Here is a 14,448-nt window from a genome sequence, read left to right on the forward strand (position 1 = left end):
ACTATGTCGCGCCGGGCGTCATCCTGATGGCCGCGATCTCCGGGGCCCTGGTCACCGTGGTGGGCATCTGCGTCGACATGACCGAGGGCATCGTCAACCGCTTCCGCACCATGGCGATTTCCCGGGCGTCCTTCCTCACCGGGCATGTCGTGGGCAGCGTGATCCAGACGCTGATCAGCATCGCCTTCATCATCGGCATCGCGCTGCTCGTCGGCTTCCGGCCGGATGCCACCCCCGTCGAATGGCTCGCGGTCGCCGGTCTGCTCGCCCTGGTCACGCTGGCGCTCACCTGGGTCGCGGCGGCGATCGGCCTGATGGCCAGGACCCCCGAGTCCGCGAGCAACATACCCCTGCCCTTGCAGTTCCTCCCCTTCATGGACAGCGCCATCGTTTCCACGGAGTCCATGCCCGCGGCTATCTCTGGGCGCGGACGGCCTACCAGCGCTCCGCCAAGCGGTAAGCCGTACGCGACAGTGCCGCCGCGTCGCGGAGGCCGCCAGGCCCCGGCCGGGGTGGGGGACCGGCCGGGGCCCGGGTGGCTCAGCGTCCGTGGGCGCTGTGGGTGTCCTGGATCCGCTGCCACGACTTCGGCCGCACCGGCGCCTTGGCCGGGCTCAGCTCCGCCGCCCGCGCCTGCGCGGCGGCCGGCTTCGACGGGGTGAACAGCCAGGTGTCGAAGAGCGAGGCCAGCGGCTTGCCCGACACCTTCTCGGCGTAGGTCACGAAGTCCTTGACGGAGGCGTTCCCGTACCGGTGCTCCGCCGTCCAGCCCTTCAGGATCGCGAAGAAGTCCTTGTCGCCGATGTGGTTCCGCAGCGCCTGGAGGGCCAGCGCGCCCCGGTCGTACACCGCGTCATGGAACTGGTTCTCCGCCCCCGGGTTGCCCGGCTCGACCTTCCAGAAGGGGTCGTCGGCCGGGTAGGAGGCGTAGGTGTAGTCCGCCAGTTCCTGTGCGGTGCCCTCGCCCTCCTTCTCCGACCACAGCCACTGTGCGTAGCTGGCGAAGCCCTCGTTGATCCAGATGTCGCGCCAGTCCTTCAGCGAGACGCTGTCGCCGAACCACTGATGGGCCAGCTCATGCACGATCAGCGAGGTGTTCGCGCCCTTGGCGAACCCCTTCGGGCTGTAGAACGGCCGGGTCTGGGTCTCCAGCGCGTAGCTCGTGGACACATTGGGCACATAGCCGCCCAGCGCGTCGAAGGGGTACGGGCCGAAGACCGTGGACTCCCAGTCCACGATCTCCGCCGACCGCTCCACGCTGGCCCGCGCCGCCCCCGCGTTGTCCCCGAGGTCCTTGCTGTAGGCGTTGATCACCGGCAGCCCGTTGGCGGTGGTGTCCGTCGTGATGTCGAACTTGCCGACCGCCAGCGTGGCCAGATACGTGGCCTGCGGCTTGCTGGAGCGCCAGTTGTAGCGGGTCCAGCCCAGCTGGGAGCTGCTCGACTGAAGGGTGCCGTTGCTGATCGCCTGCGTTCCGTCCGGCACCGCCACCGACACGTCGTAGGTGGCCTTGTCCAGCGGATGGTCATTGCTCGGGAACCACCACCACGCCGACTCCGGCTCATTGGCCGCGATCCCGCCGTCCGGGGTGCGCAGCCAAGAGGTGAAGCCGTTCGCCACGACCTTCGAGGGCGTGCCGCTGTAGCGCACGACCACGGTGAAGGGGCGGCCGGGGGTCAGCGGCGCGGCCGGGGTGATCTCCAGCTCATGGTCTCCGGTCGCCTTGAAGGCGGCCTTCTTCCCGCCCACCAGCACTTCGCTCACATCGAGCGCGAAGTCCAGGTTGAACCGGGACAGATCCTGCCGGGCGTCGGCCACGATCGTCGCCGTGCCCTCCAGCCGGTCCGTCTTCGGCTGGTACTTCAGCCGCAGGTCGTAATGGGAGACGTCGTACCCGCCGTTGCCGTACGAGGGGTAGTAGGAGTCCCCGATGCCCGGAGCGCCCGGCGTGGCATCGGCCGCCGATGCCGGGATCGCCAGCAGCAGGCAGGCCGCTGCCGCGCCCGGGACGAGGAGTCTGTGGTGACGCACGAGTCCTCCAACTCGTAGGGGAGAACGATCACTCGTGACCCTATGTACTCCTCACGCGCACCTCACGTCCATCACGCCGTCCGACATCCAATCGACATCCGGACGCAACGCGCATCGACTCGGACACAACCAGGACACGTATCGCCCTCTTCTGTACGGGAGTTGACTCGCGCTACCGTCCGCCCGTGCTGCTACAGACGCGGAGATCCCGCATCCCCTGGACCACACTCGTGCTGTCGGCGGTCACCGCGCTGGTCGCCGCCGCCGTATCGCTGCTGCCACCGCTCGGTGCCCCGGCCGCCCACGCCGTCTCCGCCGCGCAGAGCAGATCGGGCGGCAAACCGGACACCCCATCAGAGAGCAGACCGGTCTACTCCTACGAGAACGCCATCCGCGAATCCGTATGGGTGGACACCACGATCGACGGCGACGCGGACGGACGGACCGACCGGGTCGCCGTCGACATCGTGCGGCCGCGCGAACCCGCCGCCCAGGGCCGCCGCATCCCCGTCATCATGGACGCCAGCCCGTACTACTCCTGCTGCGGGCGCGGCAACGAGAGCCAGACCAAGACCTATGACGCGGCCGGGAACCCGGTCCGGTTCCCGCTCTTCTACGACAACTACTTCGTACCGCGCGGCTATGCCACCGTCCTGGTCGACCTCGCCGGAACCAACCGCTCCGACGGCTGTGTGGACGTCGGCGGCCGCTCCGACATCCTCTCCGCCAAGGCCGTGGTCGACTGGCTGAACGGCCGCGCGACCGCGTACAGCGCCCGCACCGGCGGGGAGCGGGTGAAGGCGAGCTGGTCCAACGGCGCCACCGGCATGATCGGCAAGAGCTACGACGGCACCATCGCCAACGGGGTCGCCGCCACCGGCGTCAAGGGGCTCAAGACCGTCGTGCCCATCGGCGCCATCTCCTCCTGGTACGACTACTACTTCGCCAAGGGCGCCGCGCTCTTCGACTCCGGCCCCGACGGGCTCTCGGACGCCGTCGAGAGCGATGACGCCCACGCCCGCTGCGCCGCCGTACAGAAACGTCTGGTCGAGGGCGCGCCGCGCAACGGCGACTGGACCGGCCTGTGGACCGACCGCGACTACGTACCGGCCGTGGACAAGGTGCGGGCCAGCGTCTTCGCCGTCCACGGGGCACAGGATCTCAACGTCCGCACCAAGCACCTCGGACAGTGGTGGAACGCCCTCGCCGACGCGGGCGTCGAGCGCAAGATCTGGCTCTCGCAGACCGGGCATGTCGACCCGTTCGACTACCGGCGCGGGGAGTGGGTGCGCACCCTGCACCGCTGGTTCGACCACTACCTCCTCGGGGTCGACAACGGCATCGAGCGCGAGCCGATGGCCGATGTCGAGCGCGGCCCCGACCAGTGGTCCACCGACCGCGTCTGGCCCCCCTCCGGCACCCGGCAGACCATCCTGCGCCCGCGCGGGGGCGCCACGGCGGGAGTGGGCGTGCTCGGCACCGAGCGGGCCGAGCCCGGCGCCACGGAGACCTTCACCGACGACCCCGCGCTGAGCGAGGCCGACTGGTCCGCGGCGATCGACACCGCGACGCCCGGCAAGGCCGGCTTCACCACCGGCCCGCTCAAGAAGGACCTGCGGCTGTCCGGCTCCGGCACGGTCACCGTCACCGCCACGCCCTCCACCACCAGCGCCCATCTCTCCGCGGTCCTGGTCGACCTCGGCCCGGCCACCATCCGCGACTACACGGCGGCGGGCGAGGGGATCACCACCCTCGACCGGCGCACCTGCTGGGGCAGCGGCACGGAGGGCGACAGCGGCTGCTTCAAGGAGACCGCCGCCGACAAGGAGGACGTGGACTACACGGTCTTCAGCCGGGGCTGGGCCGACCTCGGTCACTCCGCGGACGACGGCAAGGGCCGCCCGCTGACCCCCGGCAAGGCGTACACCATCACCCTCGACCTCGCGGCGACCGACCATGTCGTCCCGGCCGGCCACCGCCTCGGTCTGATCATCGCCGGTACGGACGCCGGCCTCATCGAACCGCCGTCCACCACCCCCCGGCTGACCTTGGACCTGCCCCGCACCTCGGCCCGTCTGCCGCTGGTCGGCGGCGCCCCGGAGGCCGCGGCCGCCCCCTCGCGTACGGCGGCCACACCGCCCCTGAAGGGCGTACGGGCCCCGCACCACCGGACCCCGCTCCCGTCCATGTCCACCCACGACTGATCCGCGCCGGTGGGTCCCCGCCGCCGGGCGGGGGCCCACCGGCGGCGGGCCCGGCAGGACGCCGGCACCGATATCGCCCCGCATCCCCTCACCCCAGGAGGTCCTTCGTGTTCTCGCGGTCACCCCTCGTCCGCAGCGCCACTTGCGGCGCGATCGGTGCGCTGCTGACCGGGTCGTTCCTCAGTGCGCCCGCGCGGGCCGAACAGCGCCCGCCGCGTACGGGGTTCGAGGTCAGCCATGGCGCACGGTGGACCACCCAGGCCGAGGAGGCGGACTTCCTCACGGCCGTCGACAAGGCCGCACCGCGCGTGGCCGTCGACCGGATCGGCGCCACCGCGCAGGGGCGGCCGCTGCGGCTGGTGCGGATCGGCGCACCGGCCGCGCCCGCCGATCCGGCCCGCGCGGCGCGCGGCAACGTCCTGCTGCTGATCTGTTCCCAGCACGGCGACGAGCCCTCCGGCCGCGAGGCGTGTCTGTCCACCATCCGCGACCTCGCCTACGCCAAGGACGGCCGGACGCGGCGCTTCCTGGAGCGCACCCAGGTGCTCGTCGTCCCGACCGCCAACCCCGACGGCCGCGCCGCCGACACCCGTGGCAACTCCGACGGCGTGGACATCAACCGCGACCACATCGCGCTCTCCACCGCCGAGTCCCGCGCGATGGCGGGCGTCATCCGCGACTGGCGCCCGGACACCGTCTACGACCTGCACGAGTACGGGGCGACCGAGCCCTACTACGTGAAGGACCTGCTGGCGCTGTGGCCGCGCAACCTCAACACCTCAGGCCCGGTGCACCGCGAGGCGCGGACCCTGTCGGACGCCTATGTGCGGCCGAGCGTCGAGGCCGCGGGCCACTCCACCGGCGTCTACGGCATCTGGACCGACCCCGAGACCGGTGAGCCGGTCAAACAGGTGGCGGGCGACGGCCAGGAGCGGATCCTGCGCAACACCGCGGGCGTCAAGTCCGCCGTCGGGCTGCTGGTCGAGACCCGGGTCGATCCGCTCACCGACGCCGAGAAGGCCGACCCCACCCTCAACAACCGCCGCCGGGTGGACTCCCATCTGGCCGCCCTGAACGGCGCCTTCGGCTTCATCACCCAGCGGCGCGCCCGGATCGAGGCGGCCACGACGGCGGCGCGGCTGGCCGGCTACGCCGACCGGGGCCCGGTCTACCTCGGCGGCGCCGACAACGAACCGCCGGAGGAGGGCGCGGTCCTCCAGGATCCGCCGTGCGGCTACCGGCTGGACGCCGAGAGTTACGGCGAGGTACGGGACGAGCTGGCCCTGCACGGGGTGACCGTGCGGCCCGTCAAACGCGATGGAAGCGCCTTCGTACCGCTGCGCCAGTCGGCCCGCGCGCTGGTGCCGCTGCTGCTGGACGGCCGCGCCGCGTACCACCTCACCGAGGGGCGGCCGGTGGACGCGTGCTGACCTGACGCCCCGACGGCGCTGACCTGACGTCCCGGCGCTGCCCCTCACGCCCCGGCGGTGCCGGCCTGATGCCCTGACAGCGCTGCTCTGACGCCCTGACGGCGCACGAAAACACCGGCCCCACGGCCGGTGGCATGCATCCTGGAGTCCTGGGTAGCCGGAAATCCGTCAGGTAAACCCCCAGTGAAAGGTCTTTTGCGTGCCGCAGACAGGTACAACTACGGGGAACGTCAGCGGCGATCCTCCGGTCGTGGATCTCCCCGGCTCCGACCCAGCCGGGCCCCATCGGTCTCCCGGGACGGACCGCGTGGTCTTCGGCGTCTCCGCCGCGCTGACGGTCGCCTTCGTCATCTGGGGGTCCGTGGCCAGCGACACCCTGGAGAGCGTCTCGGACAGCATGCTCTCCGGACTGATACACAACGGCGGATGGGCCTTCGTGCTGGCCGCCTCGGGGTTTGTGATCTTCGCCCTCTGGCTGGCCATGAGCCGCTACGGCAAGATCACCCTCGGAAAGGAGGGCGAGGAACCCGAATTCCGCACCGTCTCATGGGTCGCGATGATGTTCAGCGCGGGCATGGGCATCGGTTTGATGTTCTACGGCGTGAGTGAGCCGCTGTCGCACTTCATCTCCCCGCCGCCCGGGACCGACCCCGGCACCGCGGCCGAGAAGATGCAGACCGCGATGTCCACCACGCTCTTCCACTGGACGCTGCACCCCTGGGCCATCTACGCGGTCGTCGGCCTGGCCATCGCGTACAGCACCTTCCGCCGCGGCCGCCGGCAGACCATCAGCGCGGTCTTCACGCCCCTCATCGGCTCCAAGAACGCCAACGGCTGGGGCGGCCGGGTCATCGACATCCTGGCCATCTTCGCCACCCTCTTCGGCTCCGCCGCCTCGCTCGGCCTCGGCGCGCTTCAGATCGGCAGCGGTATCGAGGTGCTGGGCTGGAAGAGCGACGTGGGCACCGGGCTGCTGGTCGCCGTCATCGCGATCCTGACGGTCGCCTTCATCGCGTCCGCGGTCTCGGGTGTCGCCAAGGGCATCCAGTGGCTGTCCAACATCAATATGGTGCTGGCGCTCTTCCTCGCGGTCTTCGTCTTCGTGGCGGGCCCGACCATCATCATCCTCGATCTGCTGCCGACCTCGATCGGTTCCTACATCGGCGATCTGCCGCAGCTGGTGGGCCGCACCGAGGCCACCGGCGGCAAGTCGGTCGCGGACTGGCTGAGCAGTTGGACGGTCTTCTACTGGGCCTGGTGGATCTCCTGGACGCCGTTCGTGGGCATGTTCATCGCCCGGATCAGCCGCGGCCGCACCATCCGGCAGTTCGTGGGCGGTGTGATCCTGGTTCCGAGCACCGTCAGCCTGATCTGGTTCGCCATCTTCGGCGGTTCGTCGATGAAGCTTCAGGCCGCGGGGCGGCTGGGGAAGGAATCCACCCAGGAGGGACAGCTGTTCGGGGTGCTGGACCAGTACCCGGTCGCCGGGGTGATGAGCGTCCTGGTGATGATCCTCGTCGGCATCTTCTTCGTCTCCGGCGCCGACGCCGCGTCCATCGTGATGGGCACGCTCTCGCAGAAGGGCGCCTTCGAGCCGACCCGCTTCGTGGTCATCTTCTGGGGTGTGGTCACGGGCGCGGTGGCGGCCGTGATGCTGCTGATCGGCGGCGGTGGGGGCGATGCCCTCACCGGGTTGCAGAACCTGACGATCCTGGTGGCGGCGCCGTTCACGCTGGTGATGGTGGGGCTGTGCTGGGCCCTGCTGAAGGATCTGCGCCGTGATCCGCTGATCGTCCGTGGCGAGAAGGGCGAGGAGGCCGTCGAGATGGCGGTCATCGCCGGTCATGAGAAGTACGCGGGCGAGTTCGAGATCCGCATCGGCCCGGCGACCCCGACCGACGACGCCGACTCCCCGTCGGATGCCGATTCCCCGTCCGGGAACGCGGACGGCGCGGCCGGGCCGGACGACCGCACCACCGCGGCCAAGTCCGGCTAGCGGCCCCGGCCGCAGCTTTCGGGCGCGGCCGTGTCGCGCCGCCCGGACCCCCGGTCCGGGCGGCGCACCGCCGGTTACCCCCTGATACCGCCCCGAAGCGGGAATACTTGGGGCATGACCTCCGAGTACGTGACCTTCGGGCTGGCCCCGGCGATGCGCGCGGGCGGTGTGCTGGCCGACGGCGCGTACCAAACCCACCGCGACTTCCTGGACTTCGTGGTGGACGGCAGACCCCTGCTGGGGCGCCTCGCCGACCTCGACGCGGTCTCACCGCTCGCCGCCGACATCGGGCCGTCCGCCCTCGCCGAGCAGGTGCGGCTGCTGCTGCTGGAGACGGAGGCGCCGCTGGAGGGGAGCCGGTTCGTCCTCTACGGCTGCCCGGAGTGCGAGGGGCTGGAGTGCGGGGCCGTCACCGCCGTCATCGAGCGGGACGGTCCCGACGTCGTCTGGCGCGACTTCGTCCGGCAGACCGGCGAGACCCCGGACGTCGAGCGCGACGGATACCACGACCTCGGCCCGTACCGCTTCCACGGCGAGCAGTACCGCACCGCGCTGAAGGGGTTGCTGACCGCGGACGGCGCGCTCACGCCCGAGATGCCGAACGGTCCGAGGGCGCTGCTGATCGGGCCGCGCGCCGCCGTCCTCGCCAAGCTGGCCGCCGCGCTGCGCCGCATTGGCATCGGCGCCGAGATCACCCTGGACGCGGCGGGTGCCCACGAGGATGAGCTGCGCAAATACGGTGTGGTGGTCTTCGGCCGGACGGTGGGTCAGGACGAGCGTGACGCGGTCCGGGACGCCTTCGCGGCGGTGCGCTCCGACGCGGTGTGCGTCACCGCGCTCGCCCCGATCGTCCCCTTGCTCGTCGCCCAGGTCGAACAGGCCCTGGATCGCACCCCGCACGACCGCCGCCGCCTCCTCGGTCTGACGGCGGTGGCGGGTGGCGCGGAGGCGGTGGTCGAGGTCGCGTCCACCTGCCGGGTGGCGCTGGTGGCCCATCGCCTGGACCGGCTGTCCCGGGCTCGTACGCGCGAGCTCTTCGATGCCGTCCTGGAGCCGGGCACCCACCACGTTCCCCTGGACCCCCGCGCCCTCCGCGGCCGCTCCTACCTGGTGGCCCGCACCAATGAAGCGGTCCGGGTCACGCCCGTGGAACGGTGACGGCGGCCGTCGGCCCGCCCCCGCGCGGCCTCGCCGTCATGGCGAGGCCGACCAGGGGCGGACCGTTCTCAGCGGGCTAGGGGGTGTCCGGTGGATCTTGAGGCCTGCGGCGGGCTGCTCCCCTCCCCGCCCCCTAGCGCTTCTTCGGGTCCAGCAGGCCCGCCCGCCGCAGGGCGTCCGCCATCGCGCCGTTCGCCGGGGCCGCGTCGCGGCCGCCGCCGCGCTGGCCACGGCCGCCGCCCTGGCGCTGCTGGGGCGCGCCGCGACGGCCCCCGCCGCGCTGCCCGCGGCCCTCGTCGGAGCGGTTGCGGTCGCGGCCGCCGCCGGACGGGGCGCCCGCCTCGTCGTCGAGCCGGAGCGTCAACGAGATCCGCTTGCGCGGGATGTCGACGTCCAGGACCTTCACCCGCACGATGTCACCGGGCTTGACCACGTCCCGCGGGTCCTTGACGAACGTCTTGGACATCGCGGAGACATGCACCAGACCGTCCTGGTGCACACCGACGTCCACGAACGCGCCGAACGCCGCGACATTGGTGACGACACCCTCCAGGATCATCCCCGCCGACAGGTCGCCGATCTTCTCGACGCCCTCCTTGAAGGTCGCGGTCTTGAAGGCGGGACGCGGGTCGCGGCCCGGCTTCTCCAGCTCCTTGAGGATGTCGGTGACGGTCGGCAGACCGAAGGCGTCGTCCACGAACTCGTTCGGCCGCAGGCCGCGCAGTACCGAGGTGTTGCCGATGAGGGTGGACACGTCGCCGCCCGCCGTGGTGGCCATCCGCCGCACCACCGGATACGCCTCGGGGTGCACGCTCGACCCGTCCAGCGGGTCGTCGCCGCCGCGGATGCGCAGGAAGCCCGCGCACTGCTCATAGGCCTTGGGGCCGAGCCGGGCCACGTCCTTGAGCGCCTTACGGTTGCGGAACGGGCCGTTGGTGTCGCGGTGGGAGACGATGTTCTCCGCGAGGCCGGTGCCGATGCCCGAGACCCGGCTGAGCAGCGGGGCGGAGGCCGTGTTGACGTCCACCCCCACACCGTTCACACAGTCCTCGACGACCGCGTCGAGCGAGCGGGAGAGCTTCACCTCGGACAGGTCGTGCTGGTACTGGCCGACGCCGATCGACTTCGGATCGATCTTGACCAGCTCGGCCAGCGGGTCCTGGAGCCGCCGCGCGATGGAGACGGCGCCGCGCAGCGAGACATCGAGCTCCGGCAGCTCCTGCGAGGCGAAGGCGGAGGCCGAGTACACGGAGGCGCCGGCCTCCGAGACCATCACCTTGGTGAGCTTCAGCTCGGGGTGCTTGGCGCACAGGTCGCCCGCCAGCTTGTCGGTCTCGCGGGACGCCGTGCCGTTGCCGATCGCGATGAGCTCCACCTTGTGCTCACGCGCCAGCCGGGCCAGCTTGTCCAGGGCCTCGTCCCACTGGTTGCGGGGGACGTGCGGGTAGATCGTGTCCGTGGCCGCCACCTTGCCGGTCGCGTCGACCACGGCCACCTTCACGCCCGTACGGAAGCCGGGGTCGAGGCCCATCGTGGCGCGCGTCCCGGCCGGGGCGGCGAGCAGCAGATCGCGGAGGTTGGCGGCGAAGACGCGGACGGCCTCGTCCTCGGCGGCCTGGCGCAGCCGCAGCCGCAGATCGATGCCGAGGTGGACCAGGACACGGGTGCGCCAGGCCCAGCGCACCGTGTCGGCCAGCCACTTGTCGGCGGGGCGGCCGCGGTCCGCGATGCCGAAGCGGTGGGCGATGGAGCGCTCGTAGGAGGTGGGGCCGGTCTCCTCGGAGGGCTCCTCCGGCTCCAGGGTGAGGTCGAGGACCTCCTCCTTCTCACCGCGGAACATCGCCAGCACCCGGTGCGAGGGCAGCTCGGTGAACGGCTCGGCGAAGTCGAAGTAGTCGGCGAACTTGGCGCCCGCCTCCTCCTTGCCCTCGCGCACCTTGGTGGCCACCCGGCCGCGCTCCCACATGCGCTCACGCAGCTCGCCGATGAGGTCCGCGTCCTCGCTGAACCGCTCGGTCAGGATGGCCCGCGCGCCCTCCAGCGCGGCGGCGGCGTCCGCGACGCCCTTCTCGGCGTCCACGAAGGCCGCCGCGGCGGCCGCGGGCTCCACGGTCGGGTCGCCCAGCAGCCCTTCGGCGAGCGGCTCGAGGCCGGCCTCGCGGGCGATCTGCGCCTTCGTGCGCCGCTTGGGCTTGTAGGGGAGGTAGATGTCCTCCAGCCGGGCCTTGGAGTCCGCGGCGAGGATCTGCGCCTCCAGGGCCTCGTCCAGCTTGCCCTGGGAGCGGATCGAGTCGAGGACCGCGGTGCGCCGCTCCTCCAGCTCCCGCAAATAGCGCAGCCGCTCCTCCAGGGAGCGCAGCTGCGCGTCGTCGAGCATCTCCGTCGCTTCCTTGCGGTAGCGCGCGATGAACGGCACGGTAGAGCCGCCGTCGAGCAGCTCGACGGCGGCCTTGACCTGCCGTTCCCGTACGCCGAGTTCCTCGGCGATCCTGCCTTCGATGGACGTCGTCACGATCACGCTCCGCTTTCGGTCTGCACTGCTCCTGCATTGTGGCAGGTGGCACTGACGAAGCGGTCGCGGCCGACGCTTTCGGCGGGCCGGGGAGACCCGGGTACGGGCCGGGCGGACACCGGTATCAGCCGGAAACGGTCATCACACCCGCCTGCGGCGCGGTCCGCTCGCCGCGTCGGAGACACCACCGAAGAGGCGGGCCACAGCGCGGAAGGGAAGCGTCACCACGGTCGCGATGGCGGCACCGATGGCACGGAGCACGTCGGCGATGGCGCGGAACACGGGATACCTCCTGTCGGTCGGTGGCGGCTCGGCGGCGGCCACCGGGCACCGTTCGCTACGCGGCGCACGGGCTGTTGCCGGCGTACGCGGCGCGCGGTGTGGGCGCCCGGTTGTCAGACGGCCGATCGCGCACAGCAAGCGGGTATCCCGATGTGCCCCTGCCAAACGCGAGCCACGGCGGGGCCGCTGACGCCGGGCCTACAGTGCCCAGGGGGGCGTCCGGCGGATCGTGACGCCTGCGGCGGGCTGCCCCCACCCCGCCCCTCCCCGAAACCGGGCCTCCGCCCCAGACCCCGGACCCGGGCTTCGCCTCAGTCCCCGGACCCGGGGCTTCGCCTCGGACCGCGGGCCGGGGCTTCGCCTCAGTCCCCGGACCCGGGGCTTCGCCCCAGACCCTGGACCCGGGCTTCCCCCAGGTCCCGGACCAGGGCTTCCCCCAGGTCCCGGACCAGGGCTTCGCCTCAGATCCTGGACCCGGGGCTTCGCCTCAGAGCCCGGACCCGGGGCTTCGCCTCAGTCCCCGGGCCCGGGGCTTCCCCCAGGTCCCGGGCCCGGGGCTTCGCTTCAAACCCCGGGCCGGGGCTTCGCCTCAGTCCCCGGGCCGGGGCTCCGCCTCAGTCCCCGGGCCTGGGCTTCGCCTCAGAGCCCGGATCGGGGCTTCGCCCCAGACCCGGGCCCGGGGTCTGGGGCGAAGCCCAGGCCACGTGGCGGAGCCGCAAATGGATACTGCGGGGAGGGGAGAGATCCGGCGGACACCCCGTGGGCGGGCCCGCTCGGCCCCGGCCGTCGCGACGCGGGCGCGGGTCGGGGCCGAGTCGGTGCCCCAGGGAGGCCGTGGGTCAGTTCTTGCCGCGGAGGTCGGCCGGGAAGGCGCCGTTTTCGCGGGCGGTCGTGGACAAGGCGGTGGCGAGTTCGGTGAGCCGGGACACGCCCTCGGCGCCCAGGTGCTCGTACGGCGCCGCGTCCAGGCGGTCGGTCTCGGCCTCCAGGTCCCGGCGCAGCCGCTCACCGGCCTCCGTCAGCTCGTTGTCGGCGGTGAGCAGGCCGCGGTCGCGCAGCCGCCGGCGGCCCGCCTCCCACTCCTCGGCGCTGTAGCCGCGCGTGCGCAGGATCCACTTGGTGGACATGCCCTGACCGGTCGCGGTGTGGGAGGCCAGCGCCTCGACCGCGTCCAGCCCGGCGCCGACCAGGGTCATCAGATGGGCGTCGCCGCGGTGTTCGCGCAGCAGGGTGGCGGCGTGCCACAGCGCCAGGTGCGGGGCGTCCGGGACGGGCAGATCGGCGTGGGCGGCGTACAGGGGCCGCGCCAGGCGCGAGCAGGCCTCCGTGGCGCGCAGGGCCAGCTCCGCGGCCTCGGCCAGCTCCTTGGAGGCGATGACCTCCTCGCCCAGCACCCGCCGCAGCACCGAGTCGGCGGCCCGCAGCCGGGCCTCCAGGGCGATCTCGGGGGAGACCACGTCCCACGCGGCCGGAATGTGGCGGGCGACCAGCTCGTGGCTGAAGTTGAAGAAGGTCGCGGTGACTGTGCCCGCGCCCACCCGCCCCATGGGCGCCGCACGGCCGACGAAGTACGCCGCCGCGCTGTCCTTCAGCCCCAGCTCGGCGAGTTCCTCGCCGAAGTCGGGGGAGAAGTAGATGGCGGAGTGGAGGGGGTTGACGACGCTGTAACAGCGACGGGCGGCAAGCTCGGAAAGTGTGGTCATGGGCCGCACGTTACCGACAGGTAGTCACCCCCGGTAGCCCGGGTCTCACCAGTCTCCGTCGGTCCCGCCGGATCCGGCCACTCCTTGCCCGCCGTGACGCCCTTACGGATCCCATCGCCCCGGCCGGTCCCGCCATGCCTCGGTCACCGTGGCGCCCCGGCCGGTCCCGCCACGCCCCCCGGCCACCGCCACGCCCCGGCCGCCGTGACGCCCTTACGGATCCCATGGGCCCCGCCCGATCCGGCCGCGTCCCGCCGTATTCAGTCGGCCGGTGGGGTCCAGCGGAACCGCGGCGGGCGGCGCTCGAAGAAGGCCGCGATGCCCTCGGCGGCCTCCTTGCTGTCCCCCGCCTGCTCCTGCCAGTACGCGACCCTGTCCGGCTCGACGCGCCCGGCCGCGAACTCCTTGGCCGCGGCCTGGGTGAGCTGCGACCGCGAGACCAGCACCCGCGTGAACTCCGCCACCCGCTTGTCGAGTTCGCCCACCGGCAGCGCCTCGTCCACCAGCCCGGTGCGCAGCGCCCGCTCGGTGTCGATCAGCTCGCCCGAGAAGAGCAGGAACTTGGCGGTGGCCGGTCCCACCAGCTCGACCAGCCGGCGGGTCGAGCTGGGGGCGTAGACGATCCCCAGCTTGGCCGGGGTGATCCCGAACCGGGCGCCCTCCTCGGCGAACCGCAGATCGCACGCGGCCGCGAGCTGGCAGCCGCCGCCCACGCAGTAGCCGCGCACCGCGGCCAGGGTCGGCTTGGGGAAGGCCGCCAGCGCCTCCTCGGCGGGCAGCGCGATCCCGGCGGTCTCCTCGTACGTGGCGCTCAGCGAGCCGATGTCGGCGCCCGCGCAGAAGGTGTCGCCGTCGCCGGTGAGCACCAGTGCGCGTACGGCGGGGTCGGCGGCGAGCCGGGTCAGCAGCGGGGGCAGCGCCCGCCACATCCCGGGGGTCATCGCGTTGCGCTTGGCGGGGTGGCGGATGACGACGGTCGCTATGCCGTCCGCGACCTCGTGCTCCAGAGAGGGCTCCATGTGGCGGATCGTATCCGGGCCGCTCATATCCGCTGGGACCCGGCCGTTCAAGCCGGTCACGGCTGAGGCAAGGCTCGGAATCCGCAGAGTCAATGCATGGAATCCACGCGAGC

General features: G+C 72.1%; 9 protein-coding genes and 1 pseudogene. 5 read left to right on the plus strand and 5 right to left on the minus strand.

The genetic code is table 11. From position 1 onward, the window contains the following. Nucleotides 1-26: 26 nt before the first annotated feature. Nucleotides 27-350, plus strand: a pseudogene (locus tag ACJX2R_RS39455) (ABC transporter permease); the annotation flags it as partial. Nucleotides 351-540: 190 nt separating this feature from the next. On the opposite strand, the gene ACJX2R_RS39460 reads toward ACJX2R_RS39455, so the two are convergent. After that, nucleotides 541-2,031, minus strand: coding sequence for a M1 family metallopeptidase (locus ACJX2R_RS39460; protein ID WP_413103998.1), 1,491 nt, complete (start codon nt 2,029-2,031; stop codon nt 541-543). 185 nt (nt 2,032-2,216) lie between these two features. Here ACJX2R_RS39460 and ACJX2R_RS39465 point away from each other — a divergent pair, with 185 nt between their 5' ends. The 4 genes from ACJX2R_RS39465 to ACJX2R_RS39480 all read left to right on the plus strand — a co-directional run bounded on the left by ACJX2R_RS39465 (nt 2,217) and on the right by ACJX2R_RS39480 (nt 8,819). After that, on the plus strand, nt 2,217-4,235 hold the full coding sequence (locus ACJX2R_RS39465; RefSeq protein ID WP_413103999.1) for a Xaa-Pro dipeptidyl-peptidase: 2,019 nt from the start codon (nt 2,217-2,219) through the stop codon (nt 4,233-4,235). A 107-nt stretch (nt 4,236-4,342) separates the two neighbouring features. After that, on the plus strand, nt 4,343-5,665 hold the full coding sequence (locus tag ACJX2R_RS39470; RefSeq protein WP_413104000.1) for a M14 family metallocarboxypeptidase: 1,323 nt from the start codon (nt 4,343-4,345) through the stop codon (nt 5,663-5,665). A gap of 250 nt (nt 5,666-5,915) precedes the next feature. Continuing rightward, entirely contained in the window at nt 5,916-7,661 is a 1,746-nt protein-coding gene (locus tag ACJX2R_RS39475) for a BCCT family transporter (RefSeq protein ID WP_413104001.1), read from the plus strand. A gap of 114 nt (nt 7,662-7,775) precedes the next feature. Further along, complete coding sequence (locus ACJX2R_RS39480; RefSeq protein WP_413104002.1) at nt 7,776-8,819, plus strand: oxidoreductase; 1,044 nt, start codon at nt 7,776-7,778, stop codon at nt 8,817-8,819. Nucleotides 8,820-8,952: 133 nt separating this feature from the next. Here the strand turns inward: ACJX2R_RS39480 and ACJX2R_RS39485 are convergent, their stop codons facing one another. From ACJX2R_RS39485 to ACJX2R_RS39500, 4 genes are all read right to left on the minus strand, one after another. Further along, entirely contained in the window at nt 8,953-11,331 is a 2,379-nt protein-coding gene (locus tag ACJX2R_RS39485) for a Tex family protein (RefSeq protein WP_413104003.1), read from the minus strand. A gap of 141 nt (nt 11,332-11,472) precedes the next feature. Next, the gene (locus ACJX2R_RS39490; RefSeq protein ID WP_020867265.1) at nt 11,473-11,613 is read right to left on the minus strand and encodes an LPFR motif small protein; all 141 of its coding nucleotides are present in this window, start codon (nt 11,611-11,613) and stop codon (nt 11,473-11,475) included. Nucleotides 11,614-12,452: 839 nt separating this feature from the next. Further along, nucleotides 12,453-13,316 (minus strand): SCO6745 family protein, encoded by an 864-nt coding sequence (locus ACJX2R_RS39495; protein ID WP_413104004.1) that lies wholly within the window; start codon nt 13,314-13,316, stop codon nt 12,453-12,455. Between the two features lie 260 nt (nt 13,317-13,576). Continuing rightward, the gene (locus ACJX2R_RS39500; RefSeq protein ID WP_413104005.1) at nt 13,577-14,335 is read right to left on the minus strand and encodes an enoyl-CoA hydratase/isomerase family protein; all 759 of its coding nucleotides are present in this window, start codon (nt 14,333-14,335) and stop codon (nt 13,577-13,579) included. Nucleotides 14,336-14,448: the final 113 nt, after the last annotated feature.

This window comes from Streptomyces sp. Inha503 (assembly GCF_047215865.1).
Taxonomy (GTDB): domain Bacteria; phylum Actinomycetota; class Actinomycetes; order Streptomycetales; family Streptomycetaceae; genus Streptomyces; species Streptomyces lycopersici.

Bases quoted from the DNA above. Each gene is read 5' to 3' on its own strand.
- ACJX2R_RS39500 (WP_413104005.1), bottom strand. From the start codon at position 14,335: ATGGAGCCCTCTCTGGAGCACGAGGTCGCGGACGGCATAGCGACCGTC.
- ACJX2R_RS39480 (WP_413104002.1), top strand. From the start codon at position 7,776: ATGACCTCCGAGTACGTGACCTTCGGGCTGGCCCCGGCGATGCGCGCG.
- ACJX2R_RS39495 (WP_413104004.1), bottom strand. From the start codon at position 13,316: ATGACCACACTTTCCGAGCTTGCCGCCCGTCGCTGTTACAGCGTCGTC.